Origin of the sequence: Bacillus cereus group sp. Bc061, assembly GCF_027715825.1 — a bacterium.
GTDB lineage: Bacteria > Bacillota > Bacilli > Bacillales > Bacillaceae_G > Bacillus_A > Bacillus_A paranthracis.
Genome location: NZ_JAQFTZ010000001.1, coordinates 1,704,943 through 1,719,649, shown reverse-complemented (window position 1 = coordinate 1,719,649; position 14,707 = coordinate 1,704,943). Strand labels below are relative to the sequence as shown.

Sequence of the window (14,707 nt, the reverse complement as noted above, 5' to 3'; positions counted from 1 at the left end):
AAAATAAATCCGATAAAGCATGGACAAAATTCTTTGTCAATAGTAAAATAATACAGAAATTTAAAATTAACAGAATGTATAGGTTTATCGTTTTACGATAACTTAAATGGAAGTAAGTTGTGCCTAGAAAAGTGAATGTTATCACAATGATACGTTCATGAACAAAATTATTTTTCCTATACAAATATAGCCGCGAATGATGCGGGTAGGAGGTGTTGCACAGTTTGTTCGACACTTACAAAAAAAGAGTGTCAATTGCACGCCCTTGAAGGGCCTTTTTTTGTGTGAATAGTAGTAAGGGAGGAAATTTTGGGATGGCAATATTAAAAAAATGGCTGCTTACGTCGTTAATGGCAGTTACACTTGTATTTGTTTCTTTTGCGAATACAGTACATATTACGTTTGCTGAAGGAAATACAGCAAAACTTGCAATTATTGGTGAATCACAAAAGGGCATTATGTTATGTCCGAAAGAAGAGCAAATTAAAGATGGGGAAACAGCTTTAAGCTTGCTACAAAAAGTCATGGGGGACAAAGTAGAAGCTGAAACGATGTCGTTTGGAACGTATATAAAAGGCATTGATGGGCTAATGGCCGGGGCTACAAGTGGCTGGCTGTATGATGTAAATGATAAATCTGCAGAAGTTGGAGCGGATAGTTATAAATTAAAATCTGGAGATGTTGTTGTTTTCCGCTTTGTTTCAGACTGGAACAATATGAGTCAAGAAACATTACAACAAACATTAGATAAATTTGGTACTTGTAAAACTGTAGAAGAACCAAAAACAGATGATCCAAAACAAGAAAAACCAGAGGAACCAAAGACGGATGATCCAAAGCAAGAGAAACCAGAAGAACCAAAGACGGATGATCCAAAACAAGAAAAGCCAGAAGAACCAAAAACGGATGATCCAAAACAAGAAAAGCCAGAAGAACCGAAGACGGATGATCCAAAACAAGAAAAACCAGAACAACCAAAGCAAGAGAACATTCAAATTCCAGCAGCACAAGTAAATGACGCGATCTCTAAGACGTCTGAAAAGATGTTACAAGGTGGAATTGAAAGTGATTGGGTAGCGCTAGGTCTTTCTCGTTCTGGAAAGAATATACCAATCGAGGCGAAATTAAATTATGTTAAGGCTGTAACTGAAAAGGTAGAAAAGCGCGTTAATCGTTTTTCAGCGACAGATTTAGCTAGAACGATTATTATGATGAATGCAATGAATGCAGACCCAAAAATGGTAGGCGAACATAATTTAGTTCAAAAATTGTACGAATCAGATAAAGTGAATTCTGTTACAGGTTATACATTTGCTTTACTTGCATTTGATACGAAAAAATATGAAATTCCAGTAGATTCAAAATGGAATCGAGTTGCTTTAGTAGATGCACTTTTAAACGCGCAACATACAGATGGCGGCTGGACTTATGATAGCGCAAGCAGTAAAGATAGTGCTAGTAGCGTTGATGTAACAGGTATGGTTTTATCAGCATTAGCTCCTTATCAAGACCGAGCAGATGTGAAACCAGCAGTGCAAAAGGCTGTCGCATACTTATATAATGAACAACTAGAAAATGGCGGTTTCTCTGCTGATGGACAAGAGAATTCTAATAGTGCTGCGCAAGCTATTATTGGATTATCCCTTGTGAAAGATGTAGATCAAAACCGTCTTCATAAGGCAGTGCAAAATCTATTGTCATATCAACTTCCAAATGGTGAATTTAAATGGTTACCAGGCGATCAAACCGGTAGCGGAATGGCAACAGAGCAAGCATTATTAGCTTTACTTCAGTTTAGAGACCTTGGAAAATCGATTTATGACTGGTCAACTGAATCTGTTACTGAAATTAATCCAAAACCAAATGTAGATTCAGAAAATGTTGTGGTGGAAAAAGAAGTTACTGAACAACCAGAAGAACAAAAACAAGTGCAACAAGAAACGAAAGATGACACTTTAAAAGTTGTTGTGGATAACGAACCGGTTAAAAATAAAAAATCCGGAAACGGTAGCACATTACCAAAAACAGGAGCATCTTCTCATAGTGCAGCGACAGAAGTAGGTATGGGTGTATTATGTATTGCTTCTGCATATGTATTATGGAGACGTAAAGCAGCTTAACAAAAATTAGGAGCAATCATTTGCTCCTAATTTTTAATATGAAAGGTGAGAGGCAACATGAGTAAGATGAAATGGTTTATTTCTTTACTGCTTTCACTTGGGCTACTTGCCGGATGTGAAGAGGCAGCGGTAAAGCCTGAGAAGAAAGTAGAACCGAAGCAAGAAGAAGTAGCAAAACAAGAAGAGAAAAAAGATGAAGCGAAGCCGGAAGAAAAACCGGAGGAAAAACAAGCTGAACAAGAGCAAAATAAGCAAGACGAACAGAAAGAAAAGCAAGAGCAAAAAGTAGAAGAGAAGCCGAAAGAAGAAAAGCCACAAGCACAACCGGAAGTAAAGAAAGAAGAAAAAACGCAGGAACAGCCTGTCGCTACTAAGCAACCAGAACAACAAAAAGCACAAGAAGAGAAACAACAAGAGAAACAACAAGAGCAACAACCGAAAGCGCAAGAAGTAAAAGAAGAAGCAAAGGTTGTGAATCAGCCGAAGGAAACACCGAAACAGGAGCAAAAGAAAAAACCAGAAGAGAACAATAGTGTACCAACTCCACCAACACCGGTACCAGATCCAGTACCGCCAGTGCCAGATCCAGTAATACCAAAACCAAAACAAGTTACGATCTCAGTAAAAGGTAATGAAGGATATTTATTAGGTGCAAAAAAGGTGGATGTACAAGAAGGTGATACAGTTTATAAAGTATTGCAGCGTACAGGATTAGATGTGGATGCAATGGGCTCTAAAGATGGAGTTTATGTAAAAGGTATTAATGATTTATATGAAAAAGATATTACCGCTACTAGTGGATGGAAATATCGTGTGAACGGTGCGTTTCCAAACCATAGTGCAGGTGTAGTTACAGTAAAACCAGGCGATACAATCGAGTGGGTGTTTGTATTAAAATAAGAAAGGCATTCGGTAAAGGACTATGAAAATAAGTTTTTCTTCTTTACATCCTTTTGTGAATTTTTTCTATTATATCGGGGTGATGATACTATGTATGATGTGTCTTCATCCTCTTTTTTTAATTGGAGCAATACTATTAATTGTTATTTTAAATGTGATGCAAGGGAATAGCGAAAAGGTAAGAAAGATGTTACCGAGCACAATCGTTTTCTTTTTTATGGTCATTTTATTTAATTCGCTATTAACACATAGAGGCCGAACTACGTTATTTTGGTTAGGTGATAGCCGTATTAAACTTGAGGCAATTATGTTTGGAGTAGTAATGGGGTTATTACTAGTGGCGATTATGTTTACGTTTGCTTCGTATAATGATATTATTTCAAGTCATAAATTTTTATATTTGTTTTCTAGAATTTCACCGAAAGTAGCATTGTTAACGATGATTACAGTGAGATTTGTTCCTTTGTTTATGAGAAGATTACAGAAAATAACACTCGTCCAAAAGACGAAAGGTGTACAGGTAGATGCAGGTTCCATTGTGGAACGTGTGAAAAATGGTATGCAACTATTGCAAGTATTATTAATTTGTTCATTGGAAGATGCACTGCAAACGGCAGATTCTATGCAAGCTCGTGGATTTGGTGTAACGAAACGTACGACATATATTCGCTATAGAATGGAAAAACGAGATTGGTATACGCTCAGTTATTTAAGTATTCTATTTATAGTTGCTATTATATGTAGTACGTATGGTGGGGGAAAGTTAATCATTTATCCGAAAGTTGAATCTATTTTATTTCAGCAATATGATGGGATGATGTTTGTTGTATTTACGATGTTTATTAGTTTACCAATCATAATGGAAGGAAGGGAATGGATATGGTGGCGCATGCAGAAATAAACAATTTATCATTTGTATATGCTGATGAAAACGAAGAAGCGTTACAGCATATTTCTCTTTCTGTTCAAAAAGGAGAGTTTATTGCACTTGCTGGAGGATCAGGATCTGGAAAGACGACTTTATTAAAACATTTTAAAAAGGAATTACTTCCAATCGGTAAGCGTACTGGGGATACATATTATGATGGTACTTTATTAGAAAATGTACCGGATTTGTTATCTGCTCAAGAAATTGGTATGGTATTTCAAAATCCAGAAAATCAACTCGTAATGGATACAGTAATTCAAGAATTAGCGTTTTCTTTAGAAAATATTGGATTACCATCACATATTATTCAAAAAAGAATAGCAGAGCTTATTAGTTTCTTAGGATTTCAAGATTTATTGCATCAATCTGTTCATACGTTATCTGGCGGACAGAAGCAACTTGTTAATTTAGCTGCCGTATTAGTAATGCAACCGAAATTATTATTATTAGATGAACCGACAGCGCAGTTAGATCCAATTGCCGCAAAAGAGTTTTTAGGATTGTTAAAGCGTATTAATGAAGAACTTGGAATTACGATCGTTTTAAGTGAACATCGTTTAGATGAAGTAATACCACTTGCAACGCGCGTTATTTGTATGAGTAACGGCCAAATCGTGTATGACGGTAGTCCGAAAACGGTTGTAGCAAATATGTGGGAAGTAGAAAAGTTCCGGCCATTTATTCCGCAAATTCCAAGATTGTTTTTAGAGTGGAATACGAAAGATATTCCGTTTACAGTGCGAGAAGCGCAAATGAAAATGAATGATTTTTCAGCGATGTCATATGTAAGTGAGCCAATAGCACAAAGTGAAAAGCAAGAAGTCATTTTAAGTGCCGAGCATATTTCATTCCAATATGAAAAAAATAGTCCGCTCATTTTACGAGATTTAACAGTATCGATTGAAAAAGGAAAATGGGTAGCTCTCGTTGGAAAGAATGGGACAGGGAAGTCTACACTGTTAACGCTTTTAGCTGGATTGCAAAAAGCGAGAAGAGGGAAAGTAAAGTGGAATGGGAAAGTGATACATAAAGTTGATTCGAAAGAACGATTTAAAAGTATTGGGTATGTATCACAGCATCCGTATTATCATTTTACATTTGATACAGTGTGGGACGAAGTGTATGAACGAGCGCGTGAATTATATGGAGAACAAGGAAACGAAATAGCAGAACATCAGCTTAAAAAGTTTTGGCTATATGCACTTAAAGAACGCCATCCACATGATTGTAGCGGGGGAGAGCAACAACTACTTGCATTATGTACAACGTTATTATCAAAGCCGACTTTATTATTACTGGATGAACCGACAAAGGGACTCGATCCATGGAAGAAAGAGAGAGTAGGAGAGTTATTTAGGAAACTGCAAAAAGAAGGTACAACAATTGTAATGGCAACGCATGATATTGAATTTGCAGCGAAATACGTGGATCAATGTATGATGTTATTTGATGGAGCAGTCATTATGAATGATGCACCGAAAGAATTTTTTAGTGGCAACTTCTTTTATACAACATCTATCAATCGATTCATTCGAAAAGAATTGCCATATGCATTAACGTGGGAGGATGTGTACGAAGCGTGTCCAAACGATATGTTGCATTCATAATATGTATTTTTGCAGTAATAATAGGCACATTACTCTTTACTACACTTATCATGGATGGGTATTACATGTTAAGTAGTTTGTTTTTATTAGTCGTTATTATGTTACCTTTCTATATCCGCTTTGAAAGAAAGGCGTTTGTTTCACGTGAAATTGTTCTCGTCGCTGTGTTAGCAGCAATTGCAGCAGTGAGCCGCGTACCATTTTCTATTTTACCGAGTGTACAACCGACTTCTTTTGTTATTATCGTTTCTGCAATCGTGTTCGGAAGTGAAACTGGATTTATGATCGGGGCAACAGCGGCGATTGTGTCTAATATCTTTTTAGGACAAGGTCCGTGGACGCCGTGGCAAATGTTTTCATGGGGTATGATTGGTTTTATAGCTGGATTATTACGTAATACGTTCTTAATGAAAAAGCTATGGGGAAGACTACTATACGGATTGTTTGTTGGATTTTTATTTGGCTGGATCATGAATTTCTGGGGACTTCTCGGTTTTATACGAGAGGCAACGTGGGAAACAGTCATTTCGTATTATATCGCAAGTTTTTATTTCGATTTGAGCCATGCAATTTCGAATGTTGTTTTCTTACTATTATTTAGTACGTCTTGGATTACGATTCTTACAAGATTTAAAAAGAAATATGGCATATTGGATAAGCATAACATGGTATAGAAAAGCATACTCATATAAGGTAGGGTCGCGACTTACATATTCGTTTGCCTCTTTCATGCTTCTTACATATTGTAAGGAGCATTTTTTATTGTCAAAAAATAGTCCAATATATATCCGTTACTATATAAAATTATTTGTATAATAGTAGGTGAGAATTATTTTCAAAAGGGAGGTGTATAGTTAATGAAGTTAGTTATTCCGAAGCAACATGGTGCATGGGCGATGCTTGTTATACCATTTCTATTAAGTGTCATACTTGGGAAACCTACTATGTATCATATTCCATTGTTTTTAGCTTGGTTCTTTATCTATTTAGCTACGTATCCATTTCTTATGTACATAAAACAAAAACGGAAAAAAGAGTATTTACATGCTTCAATTGTATATTTTATTATTGCGTTCATATTTGGGATGATTTCTCTATTATATGAATGGCGCATTCTTTTATTCGTAATAGTCATGATTCCATTCTTTATAGTAAATATGTATTACGCTCGTCAAAAAAATGAAAGAGCATTATTAAATGACGTTAGTGCAATTATTGTTTTCTGTATAGGTGGTTTAGTTAGTTATTATTTTTCAATGAAACTGATAGATAAAACTGCATTATTTATTGCGCTTATTTCATTTTTATATTTTTTAGGAAGTACGTTTTATGTGAAAACGATGATACGTGAGAAAAATAATCCGAAGTATCGTTATATATCTTGGGGTTATCATATCATGTTAACGGTCATCGTATTTGCTATTAATCCGTTGTGTTCTCTTATTTTTATACCAAGTGTCATTCGAGCCATTATATTGTATGGCAAAAAAATTTCTATTATAAAAGTAGGGATTTTAGAAATTGTGAATTCTGTATATTTTTTAATCATAACGGCAATAATTATGAAGTATGCCATTTGAAAAAACTTCCCACCTTATGATGGGAAGTTTTTTCAATCTTGTTCTAAAATGTGAACGGTGTAATCGCAGCGTTGAATAGCTTGTTCGATCGCATAAAGAGATTGCTCAATACGAGCGCGATTAAAATCTTTTTCAACAGTCTGTAATGCTGCTTCTAAACATTGTTTTGCTTCTTGTAATGATTGAAAAGAGTCTTGGACATATCCGCGGGCATTTTCGTGCATTTCATAATCCTCCTTGCATACTCATATATGTATAGTATGAACAGTAAAGAAGAAAATATAATTCGTTATATTTGTTTGACAATTAAAATGAAATTACGTATAGTAAGAATTAAGTGAATATTTTCTTATCCAGAGAGGTGGAGGGACTGGCCCGATGAAACCCAGCAACCGCGATGCAGGTGCTAATTCCAGCAGAACATATTTGTTCTGGGAGATAAGACGAAGATATATACGTAACTTCTTCTTATCGGAGAGGTTTTTTTATTGCAAAAAAACCGATTACGAAAATTTATATTAAGAAGAAAGGGGTTGCGCATTGCTGTGACACTCGAAAAATACGTAAAACTGCGTAGTACAGTTTATGAATATATGATGGAGCAAGATAAGCCGATATCATTGTTAGATATTCAAGAACATATCGTTTCGCATCATGAAGGAAAATTCACGAAAAAGATGTTACATCAATTTTATTTATCAAGACTATTAGATGAACTGAAACTGGATGGGAAAATTACATTAGCTGATGAATATCTCTATACTGAAAAAGGGGTATTTTATAAGGCGAGAAAAGGGAGCTAAGCTCTCTTTTTTTGAAGTATGTAGAGTAAAAGACTGCTTAAGCAGCCTGATACAGGGAATGGTGTTGAGTGTGTAGTGTCAAAGATTGAATGTGCCTGAAAGAGGCACTTCATATCGGCTGCAAATGAAAAGAGACACCTTCGCCGAATAGGTGTCAGTCGTTTTGTCATATAGACTTGCTATTTGACAGTTATTAGAATAACATGCAGAGGCTTTAGAAGTCAAAAGGGAATTAAAGGAAGAGGGGTTGTTATGTACGCTTATTTAATAAAAGAACTATATAGGCATATTCCGAAATATATTATTGATAGAGGATATGAATATTATGAAGATGGACATGTAGAAGATGTAGAAATACATAATAATAAAGTATTTGCATTTGTAACTGGAAATGCAGGGGATTATGAAGTGGTCATCGATCTCGAAGATTTTTCAGAAAGTAATTGTGAATGTCCATATGAAAATTATTGTAAGCATATGGCGGCAGTTGTTTATGATATGCAAGATGCTGGTGAGAGTAAGGTGAAAGAGAAACTGAAAGATTTAGAAAAGGAAGAGTTACTCACAGTATTAAATCGTTTATTGCAAAGTTCAAAAAACGTGCAAATTGTAGAGAAGATGTTAAAGAAGGGGAAACTTTAACTTATAGAGGGAGTTGTTTTGTAGTGAATGTACTCATTATATATGCTCATCCTAGTCCTTCAAGTTTTAATGCGGCAATTTTAAATCATGTGCAAAAGGGACTACAGGAAACAAATCATTCAGTTACCGTACTTGATTTATATAAGGAGCAATTTGATCCAGTCCTTGTATTTAATGAAGAGAAGAAAAGACGTGACTTAGTAAATGAAGAAGAAACAGCTCGGTACAGGACATTAGTAGAAGAAGCGGATATGCTTCTATTCATCTATCCGATATGGTGGTGGGGGATGCCAGCTATTTTAAAAGGATTTATTGATCGTATTTTCGTTGCTGGATTTGCTTATAAATATGAAGGTGCTCTGCCTAAAGGATTATTGAAAGGGAAGAAGGCGTGGGTGATTAATACGCTAGATTCACCGTTATGGTACGTCGCACTATTATATCGATCAGCAGATTGGATTATAATGAAGAGAGGTGTCTTACGTTTTTGCGGCATTCGCAATATAAAACGGTCAGTATTTCAATCTGTGAAAACGAGTAAACGAGAGAAGCGGGAAAAGTGGTTATTACAAATAGAAGAAAAGGCTCGTACATTATGAATGAAATCGATCGAATTATAAACTGTTGTGGGTATGATAACGAACTTTTTCGAACGTATATTACATGTTTACTTCAATTGAAGAAATGTAGCGAAACATTTCAGCAAATTCAAATACAATTAAGAAATGACTACTTGATAAGAGGAATTTGTGAAAGAGAAGTGGATGAAGTAGTAAGGGGAAGTAAAGAATATGATACATATTTTCTTCCTAAAGCATTACAGTGGGATTTCCTTAAGAACAATCCACATTTAATTGAAAAAGTATGTGAAGATTTTTTTGCATTTGAGGCATTACATCTTACGGAGATAGAGTGGAAGACCATAATAAATTGCGTGGGAAATAAAGGATTTATTATGTAAAAAAGCTAGTATAAAACTAGCTTTTCGTTTAAATAAATAAGAAACATAGACTAATGATAAAACCTGCATATAGTAAGTTCACAACGCAAAATCCCATAATATCACGAGCACCTAAACCAGCTATCGCTAATGCTGGTAATGCCCAGAAAGGTTGAATTAAATTTGTCCAAGCATCGCCCCACGCAATGGCCATTGCTGTTTTTGCAGCAGGTACACCAAGTTCAGCGCCAGCTGGAATCATAATGGGTGCTTGCACAGCCCATTGACCGCCACCAGATGGAACGAAAATATTAACGATGCCAGCACTTAAAAAAGTAAAGAGCGGGAAAGTCGTTTCGTTTGAAATGCTAATAAAGAAATTCGAAATAGCTCCTCCAAGTGAAAGGCCTTCACTATTTGCTCCAATCATCATCCCCATAATTCCTGCGTAAAACGGAAATTGAAGTAGAATGCCAGAAGCGCTTTTCGTAGAGTCTGAAAAAGCGCGAATATATTGAATCGGAGTACGGTGGAAAACGAGTCCAGCAATTAATAACATAAAAATAACGATGTCTAGCGTAAGGTTAAAGCCTTTCGTATAAAAGTAGTTGAAAATATAAATGAGACCTAACAATCCAACGCAAAGTGTAATAATGATACTATTTTCCATTTTCTCAGCGAACGTATTTTTCCCTACCTCTTGAGCGGCAGCTTCTTCATGAAACACGCTAGGGTCTACTGTAATCGTATGTTTTTCATCTGGATGCATCGCCTTATTAATGAGAGGCATCGTAACTAAAAAGATAATAACTGGAACGAGGGCGTATGGTGAGAATAACGTTTCAGTGATTGGAATCGCTTCTTTAATACTTCCAGCTGTCGTTTTAATTAACGTTTCTCCGCCTGTTGCTAACGTAAGAGGGATAGAAGCAGAAAGCCCCGCATGCCAAATGAGAAATCCAGAGTAAGAAGAAGCAATTGCCAGTCTATAATCTAATCCTTCCAGCTGTCTTGCTACTTCTTTTGCATATAAAACAGATACAACAATACCAAATCCCCAGTTTATGTACGCCCCTAGTAAACTTACGATTGAAATGGCAATAATACCTTGTCCATTCGTTTTCGGTAGTCTTGCCGCTTTCGTTAATCCTTTTTTAATAAGAGGGGCGTTTGCTAAAGCAGATCCTGTCACGAGTACAAGTGCCATTTGCATAGAAAAGGCGAGAAGTCCCCAAATGCCATTACCCCAGTGATTAATCATTTCCACAGGTGTTTGATGCGTTGCAAACATACCAAAGAAGATAACGAAAACAGTTAATAAACATGATAAAATAAACGGTTCTGGCAAGAAGCGTTGCACTAAGGCGACGCAACCATTAGTAAAAGAACGAAACAAAATAGATCAACCTCCTTATGTATATGTATTACAATTATTCGAGGTTGTTTCGTTCATAACCTCTTAAAAGTAGAAAATTCTGATATTTTTAGAAGGATTGAAATATGTTCAAGAAGAGTGGTAGCATCATCACCCTGACAGAAAAAGTTGCTTTTTCCCTAATATGAAATATTGCATATAAAAATGAATTGATGCAAATGTAAAAGCTTATTATAATGAAAGCATAAATATACAACACATCTTAATACAGCAAAGAGGAGGAAGGAATATGGAAATCGCAATGGCAGTTTTAAAATTTTTAGGTGGAGTAATTCCTTTAGTTCAAGAACTTTTAAAAGCGTTTATGTAAGTTTATTCGTTAGCTATCATATATCCATCATTATTATATCTTACTAAAAAAAGAACGGGGTGATTTTTCTGAACATTAAGAAAAATACCAAGAAAAGAAAGTTCCTTACATGTGTATTAGTTAGTCTATGCACTCTTAATTATTCATCTATTTCTTTCGCAGAAACACAAATCGGTCATGCAACTAATATAACTAAAAATGCTAGTAGCATTGATACTGGTATAGGGAATCTTACATATAATAATCAAGAGGTTTTAGCTGTAAATGGTGATAAAATAGAGAGTTTTGTTCCGAAAGAAAGTATCAATTCAAATGGTAAATTTGTAGTAGTGGAACGTGAGAAAAAATCACTTACAACGTCACCAGTCGATATTTCGATTATTGATTCTGTAGCGAATCGTACGTATCCAGGAGCTGTACAACTTGCCAATAAAGCTTTTGCAGACAATCAACCGAGTTTATTAGTGGCTAAGAGAAAGCCTTTGAATATTAGTATAGACTTACCTGGTATGAGAAAAGAAAATACAATCACTGTCCAAAATCCGACATATGGTAATGTGGCTGGAGCAGTAGATGATTTAGTATCTACTTGGAATGAAAAGTATTCCGCAACACATACGTTACCTGCAAGAATGCAGTATACAGAATCTATGGTTTATAGTAAATCACAAATCGCAAGTGCTCTTAATGTTAATGCTAAATATCTTGATAACAGTCTAAATATTGACTTTAATGCAGTTGCAAATGGAGAAAAGAAAGTGATGGTGGCGGCATATAAACAAATATTTTATACTGTAAGTGCTGAACTACCTAATAATCCATCTGATCTCTTTGATAATAGTGTTACTTTTGATGAGCTAACTCGTAAAGGAGTAAGTAATTCGGCTCCACCTGTTATGGTTTCAAATGTAGCTTATGGTAGAACGGTTTATGTAAAATTAGAAACAACATCTAAGAGTAAAGATGTACAAGCTGCTTTTAAAGCTTTACTGAAGAATAACAGCGTCGAAACGAGTGGACAGTACAAAGATATTTTTGAAGAAAGTACCTTTACTGCTGTCGTATTAGGTGGAGATGCGAAAGAGCATAACAAGGTTGTTACAAAAGATTTCAATGAAATCCGAAATATCATTAAAGATAATGCTGAATTAAGTTTTAAAAATCCAGCATATCCAATTTCATATACAAGCACGTTCTTAAAAGATAATGCAACTGCTGCTGTTCATAACAATACAGATTATATCGAGACGACAACTACAGAATATTCAAGTGCAAAAATGACACTTGATCATTACGGTGCTTACGTTGCACAATTTGATGTATCTTGGGATGAATTCACATTTGATCAAAATGGGAAAGAAGTACTAACACATAAAACATGGGAAGGTAGTGGCAAAGACAAAACAGCCCATTACTCTACAGTAATCCCTCTTCCACCAAATTCAAAAAATATAAAAATCGTAGCAAGAGAATGTACAGGTCTTGCATGGGAATGGTGGAGAACCATTATTAATGAACAAAATGTTCCATTAACAAATGAAATAAAGGTTTCAATTGGAGGAACAACATTATATCCGACGGCTAGTATTAGTCATTAGGTTGGAGCAAAGCGCCCTGTTTATAGGGCGCTTTTTTAATTAGGTGAAAGGTAGATCGGGGTGTCTCCCCATCAAGCTAAAAAAGAATATTTACCAACATAGCCTTATACAATTGCATTTAACTTTAGTTAAACTTTCATGTATGAGTGTTATTTTATACATTCACTTGATTGTTAAATATGCAGGTATGATTCTCAACGCTCTTATGTTTACCTGTTTTGAGTTAAAAATAAGAAAATTTGAAATGTTAGTTGTATACATTGTGTTAAATATTGTAAAATGGAATGGTACCAAAAAAACTAAATTGGTACCAAAGGTTTAGGGGGCGGATTATGAAACAAAGAATAGTAACAGAAACCATTCATCAAATTCAAACGAAGGGGTTTACATTTACAATTAGTGATTTAGCAAAACAATTAGCTGTCAGTAAGAGGACAATCTATGAGCACTTTTCTTCAAAAGATGAAATAGTAGATGAAGTTATTCGTAATGTAATAGAAAGTATTCAAGAAAAGGAAAAAAATATCGCTGAAGATGATACGTTACAAATAGTTGAAAAAATAAGACTCATCTTAATTTGCATTCCACAACAATTTACATTCATGGATGCACGTTTATTAGTAGAACTAAAAAAACATCATTATTACCAATGGTTAAAATTAGATGAGTTTTTACGTGAAGGCTGGTCTACTGTAATTGGTTTAATAGAAGAGGGAATGAGAGAAGGTAGCATAAGAAAAATTCAAATTCCGTTTTTTATTGAAGTGTATTTAGGGGCACTGAATCGCATATATGATCCTATGTTTATTGAAAAGAGTGATTATACATTGGGAAGTATGCTTGAATCGATTATGGACATGTTACTATATGGCATTTCTAATTCGAAATAGAAGGTGGGAGAGTAGTGCAGTGGATTTATTTATGTTTAGCAATTTTATTTGAGGTAGCAGGTACAACTGCAATGAAACTATCTGATGGATTAACGAAACTTGTACCAAGCATTCTTATTTTTGTATTTTATGTAGTAAGTTTTGCATTTCTGTCATTTGCATTAAAAGGGATGGAAATGTCCGTAGCATATGCGGTGTGGTCAGGTATGGGAATTGTAACGATTACAACAATTGGTTTTATTTATTTTGGAGAAAGTATCAATATAATTAAGATACTAGCAATTCTTTTTATTTTAGTTGGAGTCGTAATATTAAATTTTAATAGTACGGCACATGAAGCGAAGAAAAAAGAAATGGTGGAGGAACGTATACATTGAATCGATTAAAGTATTTTTTCTTTATTACTGATTTTGGGTTTGTTATATATTGGCTCATAACAATTTTTCATATGATTCCGCAAGAATATTTGTTTAAAGATTATGAAGATCCTATTTTAGTAGCGTGGAATTGGTCTTTCCTGCCTCTAGATTTGTTAATCTCGTTAACGGGATTTTTAAGTTTGTATTTGCATTCTAAACAAAAACATACTTGGAGCCACTTTGCATTTCTATCATTAATTTTAACTTTTTGCTCAGGGTTACAAGCTCTAGCATTTTGGACAATTCGTTTAGATTTTGATATGTCTTGGTGGATCCCTAATTTATATTTGTTAGTTTACCCATGCTTCTTTTTTAAAAGTTTTTGGAGAGAGTGTGGATCGTATGAGATTAACACGAGAAAAGAATTCATGTAATATAGATAGCAACTTTAAGCACATTCGAATTCTAGATTTTAAAACATTTCAGTTTCTAGATCCGTTTTTTTCGCCAGCCATACAGCAAAAGTCAAAATGAAGATAGCCGATGATTCCTACGGTAAGGAATCATCGGCTTGTATTATGTATGTTGAGTGAGT

Annotated in this window: 16 protein-coding genes and 1 riboswitch; of the genes, 14 read left to right on the top strand and 2 right to left on the bottom strand. The window is 34.9% G+C overall.

Going from position 1 to position 14,707, the window contains the following annotated elements; all coding sequences use genetic code 11:
• The first annotated feature begins 314 nt into the window (after positions 1 to 314).
• The 6 genes from PDQ40_RS08910 (at position 315) to PDQ40_RS08885 (ending at position 7,135) form a co-directional block, all read left to right on the top strand.
• On the top strand, positions 315 to 2,120 hold the full coding sequence (locus PDQ40_RS08910; protein WP_270691382.1) for a DUF4430 domain-containing protein: 1,806 nt from the start codon (positions 315 to 317) through the stop codon (positions 2,118 to 2,120).
• Between the two features lie 57 nt (positions 2,121 to 2,177).
• The gene (locus PDQ40_RS08905; protein WP_000041425.1) at positions 2,178 to 3,020 is read left to right on the top strand and encodes a DUF4430 domain-containing protein; all 843 of its coding nucleotides are present in this window, start codon (positions 2,178 to 2,180) and stop codon (positions 3,018 to 3,020) included.
• A 22-nt stretch (positions 3,021 to 3,042) separates the two neighbouring features.
• Positions 3,043 to 3,921, top strand: coding sequence for an energy-coupling factor transporter transmembrane component T (locus tag PDQ40_RS08900; protein ID WP_002163588.1), 879 nt, complete (start codon positions 3,043 to 3,045; stop codon positions 3,919 to 3,921).
• Positions 3,894 to 5,555: an ABC transporter ATP-binding protein gene (locus tag PDQ40_RS08895; protein WP_033688067.1), complete on the top strand. Its 1,662-nt coding sequence runs from the start codon at positions 3,894 to 3,896 to the stop codon at positions 5,553 to 5,555. Before PDQ40_RS08900 ends, PDQ40_RS08895 begins: the two co-directional genes overlap by 28 nt.
• A complete protein-coding gene (locus PDQ40_RS08890; RefSeq protein WP_002170204.1) occupies positions 5,528 to 6,229 on the top strand; it encodes an ECF transporter S component in 702 nt (233 codons plus the stop codon). The genes PDQ40_RS08895 and PDQ40_RS08890 overlap by 28 nt, the downstream gene beginning before the upstream one ends.
• Before the next feature lie 183 nt (positions 6,230 to 6,412).
• Positions 6,413 to 7,135 (top strand): YwiC-like family protein, encoded by a 723-nt coding sequence (locus PDQ40_RS08885; protein WP_061184644.1) that lies wholly within the window; start codon positions 6,413 to 6,415, stop codon positions 7,133 to 7,135.
• A 32-nt stretch (positions 7,136 to 7,167) separates the two neighbouring features.
• Here the strand turns inward: PDQ40_RS08885 and PDQ40_RS08880 are convergent, their stop codons facing one another.
• A complete protein-coding gene (locus tag PDQ40_RS08880; RefSeq protein ID WP_000545001.1) occupies positions 7,168 to 7,359 on the bottom strand; it encodes a hypothetical protein in 192 nt (63 codons plus the stop codon).
• A 122-nt stretch (positions 7,360 to 7,481) separates the two neighbouring features.
• A riboswitch (SAM riboswitch) is annotated at positions 7,482 to 7,580 on the top strand.
• 100 nt (positions 7,581 to 7,680) lie between these two features.
• Here PDQ40_RS08880 and PDQ40_RS08875 point away from each other — a divergent pair.
• From PDQ40_RS08875 to PDQ40_RS08860, 4 genes are all read left to right on the top strand, one after another.
• Positions 7,681 to 7,938, top strand: coding sequence for a hypothetical protein (locus PDQ40_RS08875; protein WP_076856371.1), 258 nt, complete (start codon positions 7,681 to 7,683; stop codon positions 7,936 to 7,938).
• Positions 7,939 to 8,190: 252 nt separating this feature from the next.
• A complete protein-coding gene (locus PDQ40_RS08870) occupies positions 8,191 to 8,580 on the top strand; it encodes an SWIM zinc finger family protein (protein ID WP_048556804.1) in 390 nt (129 codons plus the stop codon).
• A gap of 23 nt (positions 8,581 to 8,603) precedes the next feature.
• Positions 8,604 to 9,179 (top strand): NAD(P)H-dependent oxidoreductase, encoded by a 576-nt coding sequence (locus PDQ40_RS08865; protein WP_257809880.1) that lies wholly within the window; start codon positions 8,604 to 8,606, stop codon positions 9,177 to 9,179.
• Complete coding sequence (locus PDQ40_RS08860; RefSeq protein WP_257809879.1) at positions 9,176 to 9,541, top strand: group-specific protein; 366 nt, start codon at positions 9,176 to 9,178, stop codon at positions 9,539 to 9,541. Before PDQ40_RS08865 ends, PDQ40_RS08860 begins: the two co-directional genes overlap by 4 nt.
• 28 nt (positions 9,542 to 9,569) lie before the next feature.
• Here the strand turns inward: PDQ40_RS08860 and PDQ40_RS08855 are convergent, their stop codons facing one another.
• Positions 9,570 to 10,916 carry a short-chain fatty acid transporter gene (locus PDQ40_RS08855; protein ID WP_000490018.1) on the bottom strand — a complete coding sequence of 449 codons (1,347 nt, stop codon included), beginning with the start codon at positions 10,914 to 10,916 and terminating at the stop codon, positions 9,570 to 9,572.
• A 408-nt stretch (positions 10,917 to 11,324) separates the two neighbouring features.
• Here PDQ40_RS08855 and alo point away from each other — a divergent pair, with 408 nt between their 5' ends.
• The 4 genes from alo (at position 11,325) to PDQ40_RS08835 (ending at position 14,546) form a co-directional block, all read left to right on the top strand.
• On the top strand, positions 11,325 to 12,863 hold the full coding sequence (gene alo, locus PDQ40_RS08850; RefSeq protein WP_000576714.1) for an anthrolysin O/cereolysin O family cholesterol-dependent cytolysin Alo: 1,539 nt from the start codon (positions 11,325 to 11,327) through the stop codon (positions 12,861 to 12,863).
• A gap of 332 nt (positions 12,864 to 13,195) precedes the next feature.
• On the top strand, positions 13,196 to 13,753 hold the full coding sequence (locus PDQ40_RS08845; RefSeq protein WP_000813654.1) for a TetR/AcrR family transcriptional regulator: 558 nt from the start codon (positions 13,196 to 13,198) through the stop codon (positions 13,751 to 13,753).
• 14 nt (positions 13,754 to 13,767) lie between these two features.
• The gene (locus tag PDQ40_RS08840) at positions 13,768 to 14,130 is read left to right on the top strand and encodes a DMT family transporter (protein WP_001198606.1); all 363 of its coding nucleotides are present in this window, start codon (positions 13,768 to 13,770) and stop codon (positions 14,128 to 14,130) included.
• Positions 14,127 to 14,546 (top strand): DUF5360 family protein, encoded by a 420-nt coding sequence (locus PDQ40_RS08835; protein ID WP_001080894.1) that lies wholly within the window; start codon positions 14,127 to 14,129, stop codon positions 14,544 to 14,546. Before PDQ40_RS08840 ends, PDQ40_RS08835 begins: the two co-directional genes overlap by 4 nt.
• Positions 14,547 to 14,707 lie beyond the last annotated feature (161 nt).